The organism is Bacteroidota bacterium, from assembly GCA_040388375.1.
Classification (GTDB): domain Bacteria; phylum Bacteroidota; class Bacteroidia; order UKL13-3; family UKL13-3; genus JAAFJM01.
In genome coordinates this window covers 284,843-305,087 of the sequence record JAZKBU010000004.1, presented here as the reverse complement: position 1 = coordinate 305,087, position 20,245 = coordinate 284,843, and the positions used below count along the sequence as shown (strand labels likewise).

16 protein-coding genes are annotated in these 20,245 nt (G+C 35.8%); 12 read left to right on the top strand and 4 right to left on the bottom strand.

The annotated features are described in order from the left end of the window. Positions 1 to 21: 21 nt before the first annotated feature. The 6 genes from V4538_07070 (at position 22) to V4538_07045 (ending at position 11,105) form a co-directional block, all read left to right on the top strand. Positions 22 to 1,143: a WG repeat-containing protein gene (locus tag V4538_07070; protein MES2380784.1), complete on the top strand. Its 1,122-nt coding sequence runs from the start codon at positions 22 to 24 to the stop codon at positions 1,141 to 1,143. A gap of 17 nt (positions 1,144 to 1,160) precedes the next feature. Next, on the top strand, positions 1,161 to 5,141 hold the full coding sequence (locus V4538_07065; GenBank protein ID MES2380783.1) for a hypothetical protein: 3,981 nt from the start codon (positions 1,161 to 1,163) through the stop codon (positions 5,139 to 5,141). A gap of 95 nt (positions 5,142 to 5,236) precedes the next feature. Next, complete coding sequence (gene mnmE / locus V4538_07060) at positions 5,237 to 6,655, top strand: tRNA uridine-5-carboxymethylaminomethyl(34) synthesis GTPase MnmE (GenBank protein ID MES2380782.1); 1,419 nt, start codon at positions 5,237 to 5,239, stop codon at positions 6,653 to 6,655. A gap of 226 nt (positions 6,656 to 6,881) precedes the next feature. Continuing rightward, a complete protein-coding gene (locus V4538_07055) occupies positions 6,882 to 7,088 on the top strand; it encodes a hypothetical protein (GenBank protein MES2380781.1) in 207 nt (68 codons plus the stop codon). After that, complete coding sequence (locus tag V4538_07050) at positions 7,085 to 9,721, top strand: AAA family ATPase (protein MES2380780.1); 2,637 nt, start codon at positions 7,085 to 7,087, stop codon at positions 9,719 to 9,721. The genes V4538_07055 and V4538_07050 overlap by 4 nt, the downstream gene beginning before the upstream one ends. A 13-nt stretch (positions 9,722 to 9,734) precedes the next feature. Next, complete coding sequence (locus V4538_07045; GenBank protein MES2380779.1) at positions 9,735 to 11,105, top strand: hypothetical protein; 1,371 nt, start codon at positions 9,735 to 9,737, stop codon at positions 11,103 to 11,105. 267 nt (positions 11,106 to 11,372) lie between these two features. Here V4538_07045 and V4538_07040 read toward each other — a convergent pair whose 3' ends face one another. Both V4538_07040 and V4538_07035 read right to left on the bottom strand, forming a co-directional pair. Further along, positions 11,373 to 11,621: a hypothetical protein gene (locus V4538_07040; GenBank protein MES2380778.1), complete on the bottom strand. Its 249-nt coding sequence runs from the start codon at positions 11,619 to 11,621 to the stop codon at positions 11,373 to 11,375. Between the two features lie 407 nt (positions 11,622 to 12,028). After that, positions 12,029 to 12,814, bottom strand: a complete 786-nt coding sequence (locus tag V4538_07035) for a DUF4382 domain-containing protein (GenBank protein ID MES2380777.1) — start codon at positions 12,812 to 12,814, stop codon at positions 12,029 to 12,031. Between the two features lie 257 nt (positions 12,815 to 13,071). On the opposite strand from V4538_07035, the gene V4538_07030 reads away from it, so the two are divergent. From V4538_07030 to V4538_07005, 6 genes are all read left to right on the top strand, one after another. Continuing rightward, positions 13,072 to 13,194, top strand: coding sequence for a hypothetical protein (locus tag V4538_07030; GenBank protein ID MES2380776.1), 123 nt, complete (start codon positions 13,072 to 13,074; stop codon positions 13,192 to 13,194). A gap of 339 nt (positions 13,195 to 13,533) precedes the next feature. Continuing rightward, a complete protein-coding gene (locus tag V4538_07025; GenBank protein ID MES2380775.1) occupies positions 13,534 to 14,043 on the top strand; it encodes a hypothetical protein in 510 nt (169 codons plus the stop codon). Between the two features lie 302 nt (positions 14,044 to 14,345). After that, positions 14,346 to 15,008: a hypothetical protein gene (locus V4538_07020; protein ID MES2380774.1), complete on the top strand. Its 663-nt coding sequence runs from the start codon at positions 14,346 to 14,348 to the stop codon at positions 15,006 to 15,008. Between the two features lie 104 nt (positions 15,009 to 15,112). Next, positions 15,113 to 15,703: a low affinity iron permease family protein gene (locus tag V4538_07015; protein MES2380773.1), complete on the top strand. Its 591-nt coding sequence runs from the start codon at positions 15,113 to 15,115 to the stop codon at positions 15,701 to 15,703. A 118-nt stretch (positions 15,704 to 15,821) separates the two neighbouring features. After that, complete coding sequence (locus V4538_07010; protein MES2380772.1) at positions 15,822 to 17,894, top strand: PAS domain S-box protein; 2,073 nt, start codon at positions 15,822 to 15,824, stop codon at positions 17,892 to 17,894. A 57-nt stretch (positions 17,895 to 17,951) separates the two neighbouring features. Next, entirely contained in the window at positions 17,952 to 18,119 is a 168-nt protein-coding gene (locus V4538_07005) for a DUF1328 domain-containing protein (GenBank protein MES2380771.1), read from the top strand. 70 nt (positions 18,120 to 18,189) lie between these two features. On the opposite strand, the gene V4538_07000 is transcribed toward V4538_07005, so the two are convergent. Then, the gene (locus tag V4538_07000; protein ID MES2380770.1) at positions 18,190 to 18,807 is read right to left on the bottom strand and encodes an outer membrane beta-barrel protein; all 618 of its coding nucleotides are present in this window, start codon (positions 18,805 to 18,807) and stop codon (positions 18,190 to 18,192) included. Between the two features lie 166 nt (positions 18,808 to 18,973). Continuing rightward, the gene (locus V4538_06995; GenBank protein MES2380769.1) at positions 18,974 to 20,239 is read right to left on the bottom strand and encodes a response regulator; all 1,266 of its coding nucleotides are present in this window, start codon (positions 20,237 to 20,239) and stop codon (positions 18,974 to 18,976) included. Positions 20,240 to 20,245 lie beyond the last annotated feature (6 nt).

Sequence of the window (20,245 nt, the reverse complement as noted above, 5' to 3'; positions counted from 1 at the left end):
ATAAACCTTACTATTGTAGTTATGAAACACCCTTTATTAACCTTTGGCCTTGTTGTTTTTGTTTCACTCAGTGTGAGTGCACAGCAGTTGTTTCCTATACTGCTTAAAAACAAATGGGGTTATATGAATACCGAAGGAAAAGTAATTATTCAACCCAAATACGATATTGCTTTAGAGTTTAATGAAGGCCATGCTGTAGTTGCCTTAAGCAACCAGCCTTGCTTAATTAACGTACAGGAAAAACGAATTATTGATACGGGTTTGTATGAATACATCTCCACCTTTAGCGAAGGCTTGTGTGCCGTTCGCGATTTCAAAAAACACTGGTGCTATATAAACAATACAGGCAAAACTGTTCTAAAACTCGATAGCTTTGTATATGAGGCTAACCCATTTTACAACGGCCTGGCACGTGTGAGTAAAAAGGTAGATGATATAACCCAAAAGTTTGGTTTCGATATTAGTAATCTCTCTTATCGCTTTGCTTATATTAATAAAAACGGAGCTTATGTATCGGACTTTAAATACCGCGATGCTGTTAACTTTAATACCCATGTAGCACGGGTAAGGGAAAATGGCTTAACCTATTTAATCAATACAAGTTGTACCAAAATATCGGAAGAGTATAGCGAAATAAGCGACTTTAGCGATAGCTTAGCCATCTGTATCAAAGAAGGAAAGTTTGGTTATATAAACACCAACGGAACTGTTGTTATTCCCAATCAATATGATTTTGCCACCATGTTTTTTAACGGCTTTGCCGAAATATCTATGAATGGTAAGTCATGCTTTATTAATAAATTGGGAGAGAAACAATTTGAACCTGTTTACGAAGAGTTACGCCCGTTTGCCGAAGGTTTTGCCGGTTTTAAGCAAGGGGCCAAGCTAGGCTTTATCAATGCCAAAGGCCAAATACAAATGAATCCTTACTACGATGAAGTAGCCTATTTTGCCAACGGCTTATGTCCTGTAAGAAAAGGAAGCAAATGGGGAGCCATTAATGCACAGGGCAAACTAATTATAAAATTAGAATACGACTTTGTTGGCACTTTTGACGATGGTATTGCCGAGGTTGTATACAGCGGTGTTTCATTGTATGCTGATACCAGAGGAAACTTATTACCTATCTGGGATAAACAATAATCCGTATTAATTAAAGTATGGGTTATAAATGGAAATATATACTGCTGTTTGTTTTATGGTTTAGTGCTTCTAAAATTGTTAAAAGCCAGGTTGACTCCACCAATAACCAGTTAAAGTTTGATTTTGGTTTGGTGCGCGATAAGAACAGGCACATGTGGCCACTGATTTACAAACACAAAACAAAAGACTATAAAGATTTACAGCTTTTCTTTACTATTTACAGAAGTTATAAATCGTATACAACACCTTACAAGCACAATCATTTTTTACCCTTTTACTGGTACGATAGCAGCGCTGCTTTAAAAGACATCCGAATTGGTACGCTTTATTATCCAAGCTTGTTCCGCATCATCAGCGATACTACCTCTAAAAGTAAGTCGTACCGCTTTTTAGAGTTGGCTCCTGAAATCAATTTTTTAAACATTACTAAATCAAAAACAGGCTTATTAACGCAAAACAATTTTTTCTTTTTTATATGGAGTAAAAACGATGTGATAAACAACAAAAGTAATTTTGTGGCCTTCCCTATTTACTGGTATTACCGCAATGAATATAGAACTACCAATACTTTATTTCCCATTTACAGGTATGTAAAAATAAACGACTTAAACGAAAAAAACTTTTCCTTTTACCCGGGCTTGTATTTTTACAAGAAAGAAAACCGAACGGTACGACACTCAGCCTTATTGTTATTTTACTCTAAAAAATATGAACAAAACGATTCTGTACACTTAGCTCATAAAACAGTTTTGTTCCCTTTGTTATTTACCCATACCAATAAAGACTTTACCCGCTTTACATTGTTTCCATTGGTGCATTACGACAAAACATTTGATTGGTTAAATCCAAAAACAAACCTTGTGGTAACGCCTCTTTTTTGGCATAAACGCACCACTGAGTTTAACCGAAACATATTGTTTCCCATCTATTGGCAAAAGAATGAATATTGGAAAAATGATACTTCGCGAAGGACTTTTGTATTCCCTTTATATTATACTTATAAAAGCAAAGCATACACGAACAAATCATATATACCCATCGTGTGGTATAAGCGCTCTATTGTTGATACTTCATTAACGGTATTTCCGTTGTATTGGCAATCGCGTGGGGCTAACCAAAGCAGTCATTTACTGTTTCCGGTTTGGTACAGGTTTAAACAAGTTACCAGGTATGATACTATATACAAACAGTATTTTATTCCCTTTGTATTTTATAAAACATGGAATAAGGAAAAAAGCTTAGCTGTATTTCCATTTTATTATAAAGAAGCCAATGGTTATGGCTCATCAAGCAAATATATATTCCCTGTTTATTATGCCGAGAAAGACAATAACAGTTCTTTTAAATCCTTACTTCCCCTATACTTCTATAATAAAAACACGCAAGCCAAGTTTCACCTTTTATTGCCAATATGGTATAATAAAAAACGATACCTCGGGGACGATACCATCAAAACGAATTTGATTTTACCTGTTTATTATAGCTACAAAAGCAAATGGGAAAACACCCGTTTAATTGTGCCCATTCTTTATAAAAACGAGTATAGCTATAAGTCACGAAAAGTTGACTGGCACGAAAAAACATTTGCCTTGTTTCCGTTTTACTTTAAAAACGAAAGCAACAACAATTCCAAAACCATTGGTATTACTCCATTGTACTGGGCTCACGACAGCTACGATAAAAATTTAAAAATTAACCGTACTTCCAAAACGCTGTTCCCCGTTTGGTGGTATAGAAACATTTTGGTTGATAGCCTGCCCTACTTAAAAAGCAATACTATTTTTCCTGTTTGGTTTTCAAAAACCAAGAAGCAATACCAACACAAAGTATTGTTTCCTATTGTATGGAAATACCAGGATGCAGCTTATAAAAACCTAACGGTATTTCCATTTTATCAAAACTATGCTTTAACCAATAAAAGCTATCAGCTAAGCGCTTATACCCCTTTTGTATGGCGCGTAAAAGGCGACAGCCAAAGTCGGTATTTTATATTTCCTTTTGTGTGGAGCGATAAGCGTGTCAGTAAAAACGATACTACCGACAACACTGTTATTTTCCCATTTTACTGGCACTATAAAAACAATTCACACAACAATACAACACTGTTTCCTTTGTATTGGAAATACAAAGACCAGCAGCACAAATCAGTTACTGTTTTACCTTTTGTACACTTTGAACAAAATGGATTCGACAGCAATGCCATCAAACAACTATCTATTTTTCCTTTGTTTTACAAAACACGAAGCAAGAGCTTAAATAAAACAACATTACTTCCTATATACTTTAGTAAACAAACCAAAGACGAAAAAAACACCGTTTTGTTTCCTTTGTGGTGGAGTACAAAAGATAGTTTTCATCAATCAAGCTTATTGATTCCTTTTTACTACAGAAACAAGGAATACTCCGGCTTAACCACAACGGCTGTTACTCCTTTATTTTGGAGTATAAAAGCCCTGGGTTATAGTAGAACTGTATTGTTCCCTATTTGGTGGAGTGGAACGGACAGCAACAGGACTTACAGGTGTTTATTCCCTCTTTATTATAGGGAAAAGCTGGCAGACAAAACAACCATAACAGCTATTACACCTTTATTCTGGAAGACCAAATCGCCTGAAATGAAAAGCCATGTACTGTTTCCAATCTGGTGGAGCAAAATGGATAGTTTTCAAAAATCGCGTACGCTGTTTCCTTTGTTCCATTACCAAAGCAGCACCGATAATTTACACAAGCTTATTGGCATAACGCCTTTGTATTGGTATTTTAAAGATGGCTCGTATACCAGCAAAACATTGTTCCCGCTCTGGTTTAATAAAAAAGATACGGGCAAATACGCTTACCAGTCAAACTTTATATTCCCTTTGGTTTACAGTTACCAAAGTACAAATAAAACCACGCTTCATGTTTATCCGTTGGTGTTTGCCAATAAAACACCTGCTAAAAAATCGTTCCTGTTTATTCCGCTTTATTTTCACGATACCCGGTTTAATAAAACAAGCACGCAAAGAAGAACCATGTTAACCCCATTGGTTTGGATTAATAAGGATTCGAGTAATACATCACTCAATCGTTTTAGAATTTTGCCTATTTATTGGCACAAATACGAATACGGAGGAGGGCAAACAAAAACGAGTAATACCTTGTTTCCAATTTATTTTGATGTAGTTGAACGATATGCGAACTACCCAACAAAACGCAAACGTGTTGTATTCCCAATAGTTTGGAGCTTTAAGAACAATGATAAAAAATGGTTAACCCTATTTCCGGTTTACCATTTCAACAAAGATGCAGTTTCACAAAACCTGGCCATTACTCCGCTGTTCTGGTCCATTAAAAACCTAAAAAAAGAGCAGCATTTTTTATGGCCTTTATACAACTATAACCGCTTAAAGGATAATACCAATACGCGCTTTAATATAGCTTACTTTTTGTACCGTTACCAAAAAACCGACAAGGTAAAATCGTGGAGTTTTTTATGGCCGCTGGTACAACGTATAAAAGGAAACAACTACAGTTATTTCCATGCAGCACCATTGGTTTGGTATAAAAAGTCCGATAGTATGAATTACTTTTCCGTTCAGCCTTTGTTTTTTAGCCAGCGCACCAATACCAGCAAACGTTTTCAATTGTTATGGCAACTATATAGCTACCGGAATACTTTTAATGTAAAAACCACCAATAGCTTTTTATGGAGAACTTTTTACAAAGACCAATATGTTAATGGCGATTACGAAACACGATTGCTTTATAAGCTATATGCCAATGTAAAAAAAGATAGCAGTACTGAGAGGGGGTTGTTCCCGTTATACAACGTACAGCAGTCTAAAAATGGCGATTACTACAAAGCTTATTGCTTAAACATATACCAAAAAACCAAAACGCAAATTCCCAATACGAGCGAGTATTATATTGAAGAAAAGATATTCTGGTATATACGCTTACGCAGTAACTTTAATTACCTCAAACAAAAAGGCGTTATTAAGGACCGGAAGTTTAAGTAGCGGTTGTGTTGGATGGTTAGTATTGTTGAATGGCTTTATTGTTAAATTGTTTTGGCTAATAGCCTCTGGCTAAAAAAAGCTATTTTTGCCCCCTCATGACAAATTATTTAAGAAGTGATTTAAACGATACCATTTGTGCCTTAGCTACGCCTGAAGGCATTGGTGCCATTGGTGTTATACGTATAAGTGGCGCTAATGCCATTACTTTGGTTAATGAAGTTTTTGAAGGCAAAAACCTGAGCAAGCAAGCTACACACACCGCTCATTTTGGCCGCATAGTTGATAAAAGCAATACCGAAAAACCACATATTATAGATGAGGTATTGGCCACCTTATTTGTAGCTCCCAAATCGTACACAGGCGAAAACACGGTAGAAATTAGTTGCCATGGTTCCGCTTATATTCAACAACAAATACTACAAACCTTAATAAAAAAAGGAGCTCGCTCAGCCAAGCCCGGTGAGTTTACCATGCGTGCTTTTTTAAATAAAAAGCTTGATTTAACACAAGCTGAAGCCGTTGCCGATTTAATAGCCAGTAACAGCGAAGCCAGCCACCAAACGGCCATGAGCCAGATGCGCGGAGGTTTCTCCAGCCAGATAATTGATTTACGCGAACGCTTGGTCAACTTTGCTTCTTTAATAGAATTGGAGTTAGATTTTGGCGAAGAAGATGTAGAGTTTGCCAGCAGGCCACAGCTCAAAGAACTGGTGGAGAATATTTTGCACCTGGTCCAATCATTATTGCAATCGTTTAAATATGGCAATGCCATTAAAAACGGTATTCCAACGGTTATTGTGGGTAAACCCAATGCCGGTAAATCAACCTTGCTGAATGCGCTGGTGAATGAAGAAAGAGCCATTGTTAGCGATATAGCAGGGACCACGCGCGATACTATTGAAGAAACATTTGTGATAGATGGTATTTTGTTCAGGCTGATAGATACAGCCGGTATAAGAAAACATACCAACGATGCCATTGAAACCATAGGCATAGAACGCACCTTTGAAAGCATTAACAAAGCCGGTATAGTTATTTACCTGTTCGATTCCAGCACTACCACCTGTGAAGAGCTGCAAGCTGAATTAGCCGCTTTGGCTAGCAACCATGCAGTGATTATTCCCGTAGCCAATAAAATTGATTTACTCAGCGAAAGCAACAAAGAGGCCATTTTAAATACTTTTACAGCTACCGGCACCCAGGCCAAACCGATATTTGTAAGCACTTTACAGAAAAACAATTTAGCAGCACTTAACCAAAAGCTAATAGAAATAGTGCGTGGCGATGAAGTAAAAAACGATGTAATTATTACCAATATGCGTCACTACGAAGCTTTGTTAAATACTGCCACCGCACTGCAAGATGTATTAACAGGTATGGACATGCAACAAACAGGCGACTTGTTGGCTTTTGATATACGCAAAGCCATATTTCACTTAGGCGAAATTGTAGGCGATATTACCACCGATGATTTATTGGAGAATATCTTCAGTAAGTTTTGTATTGGGAAGTAGGTTGTTTTATTTTCTTATCAAGATCTCTTGAAAGCACCATAAATACTGATTGTTTTTACGGGCTATATTCTGACTTTTTAGATGTCTGGGTCATAGTATAGGCTTACTTTCGTCAAAGCCTAGTTTAGAAAAGAAGCGTAAATACATTACCCATTTCTTTATATTCGCCAAAATATGTGATAATAATATCGAGCTTTAGCTGGCTCATAATAGAAACAAATGCATCATGGCCTTTAATGAAATTTCACGCGTAAAAATTCCTTCGATAAATGAACAAGAAAACCAACAACTCTCTTCCTTACGGGATTGGTTGCTGCCTATGTTGATTAATGGACAGGTGACGGTTGGTGAGGCTGAGGAAATGGTGGAGGAGCAATACGGAATGGTGACAGAAGACTGGGCATTGTATAAAGGTAGGAGGCCTACTAAATGAATTTTGCTCTGAGAAAAAAAATAGAAGAGGCTATAAGCAATCCTAATTTACTAAAGATTGCTAACTCGTCTGAATTCTATTTTCAAAAGGCAAAGGATGCCCTTCAGCACTTTTTGCAGTTAGAAGTTAACGATGAGAGTAAGAATTTACTCATTGCAAGGAAAAAGGATTACCATGAGTTAAAAAAACTCCTTGAAAACTCTCAAGATATTCTTTCATTTGGGAATGCAATATTTAGTGTTATTTCCTATTGTGACGCAAAAGCCCACCGAAAAAATGAGTTTAATGAATATGAGGATACAAGGGTTCTAGCATTGGCCTTTGTAAGAATGAATAATTGGGTTGAACAACTCATTACATACAAGTTTGAAAAAGTTTTGGTTGATGGTTCGGTTAAAAATGCCGTTGAGTATCTTTTAAACCCTATTGACCATTTTACCATGTTGAGTGAAAATCATAGAAGTCAGATTTCTCAAAATTTGTTTATGAAGCCTTTTAATGGGGTAACATTTAAGAATGATTTCATAGAGTTTTTCTCAGAACTGACATTGACGGTTAATAATACTGAAAATTACACTCATTTTCTTACTCGGATATGTTATGCTATCGAAAAAGAATGGAAAGATTCTGTAATTGGTTTGGTCTGTCCGGATTCAACAGGTTGGCAAGAAGATGCTATAAGTGATTCTGAAAATGGTAAACCTATTGTATTATGGAATCACAAAAAGCCGGTTGGCACCTCAAGTACGCTAAAGCTTCTGAAACAGTGTATTGAAGAAGATGGCTTTTTTAGAGTGTTTTATACTTCAAAGCACGAGGTAAAGTATATTGCTGAGATTATTGATTTTGCGGAAAATCAACAAGAATTGGATAAGGCTACCTGGTCGAATCTATATGGACAAATTAATTGGTATCAAGAGAAGTTCTCAGACTATTCAGATGGAAACAAGTCGGCAAGTTGGGTTTACTTAGCGAGGAAGATTGAAAGCGTAAATCCAGAGGATTATCAAGATTTTAAATATTATAAATCTAGCTATCCAAGTGTAGGGAATCAATCACCTGTTGTTTCATATAAATGTTATAGAGAAGTTAACTATCAAAATCAGATGAATAAAATTATTAACCTTCTTAGCTACAAAAAGCAAATCATCCTCCAAGGTCCTCCGGGAACAGGGAAAACAAGATTAGCTAAAGAAATGGCGGTTGATCTTGTAAAAGATACGTTGGAATACTCATCTCTTGATGATGCATTTATCACAGCAAATCTTCAGATTGGTCTTAGTATCCCTACTCCTGATGGGTCATCTAGTTTCAAAATTTTAAACATAGAGGCAAATACGGTCAAAGTACAAATAAATACCGGTGGTCCCTATAGCGTCACATTTGATAAAATTAGAACTGTAGTTAAAGAGAAGTCTTCCAATCCAGATACTTATGCGAATGGGATGGCTATTTTCCTAAAAAAGCGGTTAGCAGAATCAGCATATAAAATTGTCCAATTTCATCCCAGTTACACATACGAGGATTTTGTTAGAGGAATAGTTGCTGAATCAAGAGGAGATAAAATTGAATATAAAAGTGTAAATAAATGTATTGGATTATTTGCAGAGGAAGCGTTAAAGAGCTTCTTGGACTTTAAGAAGACACCAGAGCTTATCTCTAAGGAAATTTGGGTTGGGACGGAATACAAGAAATTCAAGGAAATCCTTGAGTTGGAATTGGAAAAGCATGGTGAGATTTTAATAAAAAGTGAAACTAAGCCTAAAATAATAGCGATAGAAGATAAATCAATAAGGGTTAACCGATATAGCAACGAAAAGGATTCCGTACTGATTAAGGATAATGATATTATTAACGGGTATATAGGATTGTATCTTTCCACGCCTTCAATAAAGATTAAGGATAACAAAGCTCTTTCGAAATCTGCGCGAAGTGGGATGTATTATTTATATCAAAATTTAATAGAGAAATTCAAGAGCCACTTAACGGAAAATAAGCAGTCTTTTGACCCGAAAACAATAGGTGAAAGGCAAGCATTGAAAAGCTACACATTAATTATCGATGAAATTAACCGGGCTAATCTTTCATCTGTGCTGGGTGAGTTAATTTACGCTCTTGAATATCGCGGAGAAGAAGTAGAGGCTGTATATGAGGTTGATGGATCCAATAAATTGGTATTACCTCCCAATCTTTACATTATTGGTACAATGAATACTGCGGACCGTAGCGTAGGACATATTGATTATGCCATTAGAAGACGTTTTGCCTTTGTGGAGGTATTACCAAAAAATTTACAACAAGAGTTAGGTGATGATTTTAAATCGGAAATCTTTAATGTGGTTGCAGGTTTATTCGTCAAGAACTTTAATCCCGAAATGGATTATTCTGCGAATGCCATCGCAATTGAAAAGTCTGATTATTTAAACACCGACTTTGATCCTAAAGATGTCTGGTTAGGACATTCTTATTTTATTCAGCAATACGAAAAGGATGAGAATGGAAATAATATAAAAGAAAAGCCAATCGATTTCAGTTTGCGAATCCAATATGAAATCAAACCCATTCTTGAAGAATATATCAAAGACGGTATTTTGAAAGAATCCGCAAAAGCGATTATCGACCAACTAAGTTAATGGGTGTAGGCCAATGCTAAATATCTCTGAACATTTTGAATATTATTATCAGCAGAATCATCTGAAGGTTTTTCAACAGCTGACAGATTGGGATACTTATTTTACATCCGATATATTGGAGGATCAGATTTGTATTAATGGAGACTTGGAAAAAAATTGTGTATCCATCCAGTTAGGTAAACAAGAGGGCGTTTATTCTTGTGGGATTTCAACATCCTATTATATTGGCCTAGACCGCTTACCGAGATTAGGTTTATCAATATATGTGGCACCAAAACTCAATACGGATCAATACCAAGTTAACTATATTGAAATGCTCTTGGAAGCATTAAAGGAATCAGAAAATTTTGATCATTTGGATGGATTGGTTGTTACAAAATTTGAAGATGATTGGATAGAAATCGAGAATAAAATGCAGCCTCTTTTAACTCCATTTCTCATTGCACAATTTTTATCTGCAGTGAAGGACTTGCTGAAACGAGGATTGAAAAAGTCTTATTATCAAAGGCAAGAAAACTTATCGGGCCGAATTAAAGGTAAAATCTTAGTAGGGCATCAGATCAGACAAAATGTATTTAGGAATAGGCTTACAAGCACTGTATGCCAATATCAAGAGTTTGGTGTAGATACTGAAGCAAACAGGTTTATTAAGCATATTTTATCTGTAATTCCTCGGGAACTAGATGAATTTCCGGCCCAACATGAGATTAGAAAAAGTCTCTCTGATATATGGCGTTACTGTCAGGGTGGATTTCAACAAGTAGGAAAACAGTCTTTTTCACATTTAATCTATAAAGAAAACAACCCTTTTTACAAGAACTATAATCGAGTTGTTCAGTTGGGGAATCAGTTGTTAGCTCTGAGAGATTATAACATTGCCAGAAGTGTTTCTGCGGAAAAGTGTTTGCACCCACCTTTCTGGATAGATATGAGTAAGCTGTTTGAGTTGTTTGTTTTTAAGAAGTTGAAAGAAGAGTTTTCAGGAGAAGGAGAAGTAAAGTATCATCAAAAATTTTATGGACAAGAGCCGGATTTTATTATCAATACATCCACGGGTTTAAAAGCGATAGTGGATGCCAAGTACAAACCCCGATATCAAAATGGTAATCCAAGTATTGCTGATGCCCGACAATTGGCGGGTTATACAAGGCTGAATAAAATTTATGAGGAGCTGGGAATCAATGATTCAAGAGTGATTCCGGCCTATTTTGTTTATCCAGGTAATATTGTTATTGCTGAAACTGAAATCAAAAGTGAGAATGAGGAGGATTTTAAGGAAGATTCTAAATTATACTCTAAGAGACTGCTCAATGGCAAATTCAGAAATTCTACTATGTACAAGGAGATGTATCTTCAGGAAATTGATCTCCCTTTGGTAGGCTGATAAAAACTAAGAAAGCCTCCTGTTAAAAAAATTCAACTCATTGCAGCACTCCAAACAATTATAAAAATCAAAACAACCTGTATAGTTGGTTTGTCCCATTCTGTAAGCATTGGCATTTATCATTATTTCGGAGCACAACAATGTATCCTTCCTTCATTCGGTTTGTTTACCGGAGGCTATGTAATTAGGCCTGCTGAAAGCGATAGGGTGGTTGCTATTGTTGGTGAGGGGTTAATACAAGTTGCCTAATGTAATACCCGTTTCAACTTACACCCACCCAATAAGCGTTAAAGGCAAAACCTTTTCAGGGTCTTTAATGGGTGGCGGTTGTATTTTAGCCGGGTCATCTTCATCCGGTTGTTTAGTAGGGTCAGGATTTTCCTGCGGTACGTCAGGTATATGTCTTTCCGGTTGCTTGTTAGGGATTTGCTTTTCCGGGTCTGGTGGTTCAGGATTTTTTTCCGGGCTTTCCTGGTAAAGTATTCCAAAGGAAAGCATTGTTAAACTGAGGTCCATAATATTGTTATTTAAGCATTGGTATATTAAAAATACAAAGCCCTCCCGTTAAAAGGAGGGCTTAGGTTTTTGATGTTTGTACTATTTGTTTTTCTTCGATTAGCCGAAGAAAAGAAAGAGATTGTTCGGAATATTCTGACTAAAAACAGCGTTTTCTGAAAATTCTTTTTTAGTAGTACTGTTATCAAATACTACTTATATACAATGCAAAATAATGCCAGTTTTATTTATGGCCTGTATGTCTTTGTATTTATGCGCTTCTTAACAGGTTTAATTAATATTACAAATACCTGTAGGAAAAATATTCCCCACTTTATATGGGGAAACAATTCCGCATTTATAACAACTTGCATAAACAAAAAAGGAAGCTAATAGCTTCCTTTTTTGTTTTAAATAAATTTGATGTTTTAAGGAATAGAAATCTGGCCTAGGTTTGTTTCTTGCCCTGCCGATACAGAAACATTATTAATGGTTTTTACATCCGCTTTTTCTTTAGTCATTAATCCAACATTATAGGTTCGTGGTAATAAGCCCCATAATTTAAATGTTCCATCCGATCTTAAGAAAGTCATGAAGGTATCGTTTACATTGTTTACAGGGACAGCGTAAGCAAAATAAGCTACATTGTCCGGGTTTACATCACCAATAATAGCTCCTGTAAAACTATGAATAAAACAACGTATAACCGGTTTTAAAGAAAAACCTCCATTGCCTTTTACCACAATAGATTTATGAACATTGAAATCAAGCCAGATGGTACATTTTGCACCAGCAGTAACTGCTTGATTAATCTTAATTTTTAACCCTGACTCTTCTGCTGAAGGAGCATCCATAGGCCAAGTAGTTCCGTTTACTACCACGGTATTATTAGGGCCTAATATTAGTCTTACTTCGGTTACGTTTCCAACAGGAACAGAAGAAGATGCAATTAGTGTATCAATACCATTATTAAGTTCCAGAATATTATAAATACCTGTACGGGTTGGGGTAACATCTACCCATCCTCTTCCTTCTATGTTGACTTTAATCCCCTGAACATCTATATACACTTTATCATAAAAGCCTACATCGTCTGTCATGCGTACATCCATAGTGCCTTGTTCTGACGAACCACTTGAATCTTTTGTACATCCCAGCCCTGCAAGGATGACTGCTACCATAATAAGTAGCCCGGCTAATCTTAAATTTTTCATATCAGTTGTTATTTATTAAATAATATAAAACAAACTTTATTCCACATTCCATTTATACAATCTTACCTCATTACCTCTTTCAGGTTTACTGCAACAACATTTTTATACTCATCCGTTATAAAAAATTAAGTAGTTCCCCATTTAAAAGTGGCACCTATTTTACTCAAATGCTGAAAATCCTTCCACATAAAATAGTACAAACAACTTGTTTTAACAGCAAAGTTGGGCTGGTTCGTTTTTTGTACTTACAAAACACTATGAAATCAGGAATTATATTAATGGGCCTTTTAAGTACAATGCTGTTGGTTACCGCAACCGATGCCACTACTTCTGCTACATTGATACCTACTTCGGATATTACTTATACCAGCGAAGAATGAAAATTTGAATTGGTTGATGTTGATTTAATAGGTGGTGAAATGTTTGCTTCAGGAGCCTTACGTCCATTGGCTAATTCCATAGATAATGTTATTTAAATTAAAGCAAATGGTGTTACGATTAAAATCGAATGCACTATTAAATAAAGACCTTTTCTCTGCGAAAAGAACAACAATACCAAAGGCAATTTTTCAATTCAATGTTGAAATACAAAATTGGAGCTGAAAACAATCCTGGGTATTTAAAATGCTTCTTCTACGGAAGAGGCATTTTTACAAAAAAAAATATACAAAGTACTATGGCATGTACTTTGGTTAATTACCCAATAAAATAAAACTATTATGAAAACTAAACATCTTTTAATATTAGGGTTATGGATTTCCCTAATGTTCCCTTTTATAAGCCGTGCACAATCAATTAATAGTAGTACTTACAGCACAGCCATTGGCTTACGTGCAGGAGGAACTTCAGGACTTACTATTAAGCATTTTACCAGCAGTGGCGCAGCGCTGGAAGGAATTATAGGATTATGGGGCAATGCTTTTAGTATAACCGGCTTGTACGAAAAACACGCAAACTCAGGGGCCATTGGCTTAAACTGGTACTACGGTGGTGGTGGCCACATAGCAGCATCTGATCGTTACCGCGGCCCAAGCCGTTATTACTACAGGGATTATTACTCTGATGGTGGAGTTGGACTTGGTATAGATGGTATTGTGGGACTTGAGTATAAAATAACACCCATTCCATTTGCTATAAGCTTTGACTTAAAACCCTTTTTAGAGATTAACACCAATGGTGGAGCTTTCTTTGCGCTTGACCCTGGATTAGGATTAAAATTTGCCTTCTAAATAAAAAGCAAACTAATAAAAAAGAGCACGTATTAAATTGATTAATACGTGCTCTTTTTACTGTAAACCGCCTCTCTACCCTGTAGAAAAAAATACCCATAATAGGGATAAAATACCCATTTCTTGTTGCTGCAATCATGCACTCTTAAAACCTTTATTATAATTAAGTTATTTATTTAATCAATACCCACAGGGCTTTCCCTTGATTTGGTGCTAAATTTTATGTTTATATAATCAGTCAACACTGTACGGGCACACAGATTGTACCCATGCTGAAAATATTAACACTAAACCAAAACATCATGAAAACAGCATTTCTACAAAAAGCAAAAGATGGATTATTTATATTCGCCATGCTAGCCACTTTTTTCACACTATCTTACTGTAGTGATCGCGGAAAAGAAAAAACCCAAAAATCAATTGCCGAATTTAAAGTTTATGTAAAAGAACATAAAGATGCATCTGAAAAATATATGGACCAAAAATGGGAGGACATGGAAAAAGAGTACGACTTAAAAAAAGCTGAACTGGATAAACATGCCGACAAAATGGACCAGGAAATGAAAAACAATTATGATGAAACTGTTGCAGAATGGCAAGCTTTTAAAGCCGATTACCAAATAAAACGTAAAGAAAAAGAAGAGATGGCTAAAGTGGAAACCTTAAAATCCGCTATTGTTCCGGCAGATATTCATACTGACTTTTCAAATGTGAACGGATCAAATATTGTTAGCGTTTTTGAACACTTTGTAAATACAGTAGACAGCCAAAAAGAAATTTATAGCAAAGAAGAATGGGTACTTATTAATGACTACTGGAAAAGCTTAAAAGATTTAGCTTCACGTTTGGATGATGCAAAAAAAATATCAAAAGAGGATAACAGAAAATTGACCGGACTTAAAATAAAATACATGGCTATTAAAACAATGAATAAACCATTTGCCGGCTCAGAAAACTATAAATAACCTACCACAAACAGTACATACAAATAGCAATCAATTCAAAACGGCTTTTATAAATTATAAAGGCTGTTTTGAATTTTTACTGAATCCCCTTTTGAGCTTATCCTATGAAAAAACAGAAAACAGTTTTCAAAAAAAACGCATTTGAGCAGTTTGCTTTTGTGGCAACTAAAGCAGCAGGAAGTACCGCTGCATTTGCATGTGCGGCAGGCCTTATATTGGCATGGCTAATTAGTGGGCCTTTATTTGGTTTCTCTGATACATGGCAACTTGTTATTAATACAGGTACAACCATTATTACTTTTCTGATGGTATTTCTTATTCAGAAAACACAAAACAAAGACTCTATTGTAATTCAGGTTAAACTAAATGAATTAGTTGCCGCTGATGGTTTTGCAAGCAACCGCATTATTGATGTAGAAGACCTTACCGAACAAGAGTTAAACATACTGCATCAGTATTACCGGGAACTGGCAGAGATGACAAAAAAAGCAACTGATATAAGAAGCTCTCACTCTGTAGAAGAAGCCAGAAGTAAGCATGAGATGAAGATGAAGAAGGCAAGTTTCAGCCCACTTAAAAAAACAGCAAATTCAGCATACAAAAAGCATAAGCCAAAACCTGAAGTTATTTCGCCTGATAAAATTATAAAAAAAGCCGAGACCCAATCAGTTAAAACACACGCTCCAAACAAATAGGATGTGTTTATTTTTCCTGATTGCCTTGCATTATTATTTAAGCTATATTCAAATTTTTATTTTAAATTTTCACTATCGGAATATCAGTTGATATTATACGGAACATTGCACAGCAAACATGAACCAGGAGCAAAAGAAACCAAGGCCCATTAAGGAACCAGCCTCCGATATATTAAGTGGATCGCTATTACAGAGAAGTGAAATAAAACACAAACACTTGTTATCAAGTTTGCCTATTGCTGTATATACCTGTAACAGAGATGGGATGATTGATATGTATAACGATGCGGCTGTGGAATTATGGGGACGTGAGCCTGAAATAGGAAAAGACTATTGGTGCGGTTCATGGAAAATATTTCGTCCGGATGGTTCATCAATGCCAGCAGATGAGTGCCCCATGGCCATTGCTTTAAAAGAAGGAAGAAAAGTAAGCGGGGTTGAAATTATTATTGAACGTCCGGATGGGGATAGAAGATTTGTGGTACCTCACCCAGAACCTATTTTTGATAATGAGGGAAATGTTACCGGTGCAGTAAACACTTTAATTGATATTACCACCCAAAAACAACTGGGCATAGCACTGGAAGATAAGCTTGAAAAAAGAGTAACAGAACGTACTACAGCATTAAAGAAGAAAACAGTTGACCTTATAGAAAGTGAAGAACGTTATCATAAAATGATTGATGAGGTTCAGGACTATGCTATACTTATGTTAGACCAAACTGGAGTTATTATTAACTGGAATAAAGGTGTTCAAAAAATAAAAGGATACGCTGCAAACGAAATTGTAGGGAAAAACTTTTCTATTTTTTACAAAGAAGAGGATCAGATAAGCGGACTACCCAATAGATTATTAAAGGAAGCAAGAGAAAACGGAAGAGCATTACATGAAGGTTGGCGTGTACGAAAAGACGGAACTTTTTTTTGGGGAAGTATTACTATTACCGCTTTACACAACAACGAAAATGAGGTTATTGGCTATACCAAAGTAACCCGCGATTTGACTGAACGAAAAAACGCGGAAGAACATTTGAATGCCCAAGCTGCTGAGTTATTCAGAAAAAATGCAGAACTTAAATCGCAGAAAGAATTTGTAGAAGTTATTCTAAATTCTTCTGTTGATATTATTGCTGTGTTTGATAAAGAATTAAGATATGTTTCGCTCAATAAACAAGCAATAGATGTTTATAAAAGAAACGACCTTGTAGGTAAAAAGGTAAACGATGCATTTCCTCAAGTAATAGAGTCAGGTATGTATGCTGATTTGCTTAAAGCCCTTGAGGGAGAAACTATTCAAAATTTTTCTTACCAGTCAAAAGTGTTAAACAAGTATTTTGAAAACTATTATATCCCGTTAAAAAATGATTTTCAGGAAATATATGGCGTGCTTGCCATTGGGCATGATAACTCAACCATACTAGAAGCAGCCGAAAAGGTAAAAATTGCCAATGCTGAATTAGAGAAAAAAAACAAAGAGTTGGAGCGCAGCAACGATAGTCTTGAACAATTTGCCTACGTATCGAGCCATGATTTACAAGAACCTTTGAGAAAAATTCAAACCTTTTCTGATCTTATCATGACAAGGATAAATGAGCCTGGTTTTAAACCGGATGAATACCTGACTAAAATTAATGCTTCAGCAAATCGTATGTCCTTATTGATTAACGACCTGCTAAACTTTTCACGTTTGAGCAAAGCTGATGATTTGCATGAAAAAGTAGACCTTGAAGAGGTATTGGATCAGATAACGGATGACTTTGAATTACTCATCAAACAAAAAAACGCGGTGATTAAAAAATCAGCTCTTCCTATTATAGAAGCTATCCCTATTCAGATGAATCAGCTTTTTTATAATATGATAAGCAATGCCTTGAAATTTTCTGAAAAGGACCCTGTTATTTCTATTAGCGGGAAAATAATTGATGGGGAACTTATCTCTGCTATACCACAACTGGATGCATCAAAAAGCTACTTACACTTAAATTTTAAAGACAACGGAATTGGTTTTGACCAAGCCTTCGCATCTCAAATTTTCACTATTTTTCAAAGGTTAAACAATTATCAAAAATACAATGGTAATGGAATTGGCTTAGCCATTTGCAAAAAAATAGTAGATAACCATGGTGGTTATATTACTGCTTTAAGCAAAATAAACAGTGGTACCTCTTTTGATATTTATCTTCCGGTTTAACAAATCTGTTTTTGGCATAATTTTTTAATATAGTTGGGTAACTAAATACTCACGATTATGTTAAAATGGGCAGCAACATTTTTATTGATCGCCATAGTGGCGGCAATATTCGGATTCACAGATATCGCAGCAGGCGCAGCAGGAATTGCTAAAATATTATTCTTTATATTTCTAGTGCTTATGCTACTGGTAGTGATTTTTGGAGGAATGATTTTTAAAAAATAAACCTCTACAGTTAAACAAAAAAGGCCGCTTCAAATGAAGCGGCCTTTTTATTTATTTGTCGTTAAGCTATTTATTCCTCATTGCCTGCTCCACCTAAACGTATTCCAAGACCTAATACAACTTTATATGGTTCATAAAAGGAAGCATTTCCTGAACCGGAAGTATAAGCAGCACCTTGGTAACTAAGTCCAAGTGTAAGCCCTCCTAATTCTAAATTTGCTCCAAACCGATAACCTAAACCATTTCTTCCCACATCTACCGTTTGTGAATTATACCTGTCGGTTACTGAAATAAGATAGTTGTATACCGGCCCGGCCTCTATATTTAATGGCCCTACAAGATGAAGCCCAAGCAATACCGGAATTTCTAATTTGTGTAAGGTAATATCTGAGTGTTGCGAGTTGTTGGAAGCATCATTGTAATCTACACTGCCACTGCGGAAATTATATAATGCCATTGGTTTAATGTAGAAAGGATCTAACATAAACTTTGCATACAAACCGGCTTCAAAGCCATATAAATCGCCTTTTATATTATTGGAGAAAGCTTGGTCAAGGTCATTAATTTCAACGGCTCCCATACTTAATCCGCCCATTAGTCCTCCGCTAAATCCGGCTTGTGCATTTGATGCATTAATGCTAAAGAATAAGGCTATAGCAATGGCATATTTTTTAATATTGGTTTTCATAATGATATTGGTTTTGCCATATCAGTTACAAATAATATTCCTTATTTAAAGTGGGGTAAAATTGTTCTTTTATAATCAGAGATAAATGATTTGCAAATATTGTGTAGATAAAAATCTACGTTTATGGTAATTTAAATTCCCACATAGATGGAGGAGATTTATTGGCCTAAGCGCCTTTTTTTACCGTTGAGGGAGGTAATGCAAACGGCAAAGAAATGATAAAGGTTGACCCTTCATTGAACTTGCTTTTAGCTGATATAAAACCATTGTGCTCTTCTACAATTTTTTTACAGAGCGTTAGGCCAATACCTGTTCCTTCAAACTCAGAACCTGAATGCAGCCTTTTAAACATTCCAAAAATCTGTTCCGCATATTTTTGTTCAAAGCCAATTCCATTATCCTCCACATAAATACGCCAGTATTTATCGGGTGTTCCGCTTCTTTTTTTACTTTCAAACGTAATCGTGTCTGCGTATATTTTAATAAGCGGGTTTATATCTTTCTTACAATATTTAAGCGCATTACCTATTAAGTTATTAAAAAGCGGTCTCATTAATCCAGGGCTTACAAATAAAGAGGGAAGGTTCTCCACCAGAATGGTTGCTCCTTTTGCTTCTGAAATGGATTGCAAATCGGAAAGCACTTCATCCATAACTATGTTTAAATCGCAGTCTTCAAAAGCATCTTTTTCGAGTGATATTTTAGAGAAGGTAAGAATATCTTTGATAAGCGCTTGCATACGTTCCCCTGCTTTCTGAATGCGGTCGATATACATCAAAGCCTCATCATCAAACGTGTCTTCATATTTTGAAAACAACCTATCACTAAACATTCGTATTTTCCTCAAAGGCTCTTGCAAATCGTGTGATGCCATAAATGCAAAACGATCCAACTCTTTGTTAGCCGTTTCTAAACGTTCAATACTTTCTAATAACTGCTGGTTTAAAGCTTTTACTTTTTCTTCTGAAATTTTGCGCTCATTAATTTCGGCTTCCAGGTTTTTATTGGTAGTGATTAATTTTTGCTCCTGAGCCAATAGTATATGGTTCTTTCGGTACAGGTCAATAAAAACGCCTACTTTAGCGCGAAGCAATTCAGGTTTAATGGGTTTATAAATATAATCAACTGCGCCTGCTCTGTATCCTTTAAAAACATTCTCGTCACCATAACTATTGGCTGTAATAAATATAATGGGTATGTGCTTCAGCTTTTCGCGTTCATAAATCAACGAAGCCGTTTCAAGCCCACTTAAACTTGGCATTTTCACATCCATTAATATCAATGCAAAATCAAACTCGGTAAGCAATATTTTTAATGCCTGCCTACCCGAATTTGCTTTCGTAAATTGATACCCTTCTGTTTCCAAAAGGGTTTCAATAGACATTAAATTGTCTTCACGGTCGTCAACTAATAATATTTTGGGTTGTTGCATCAAATT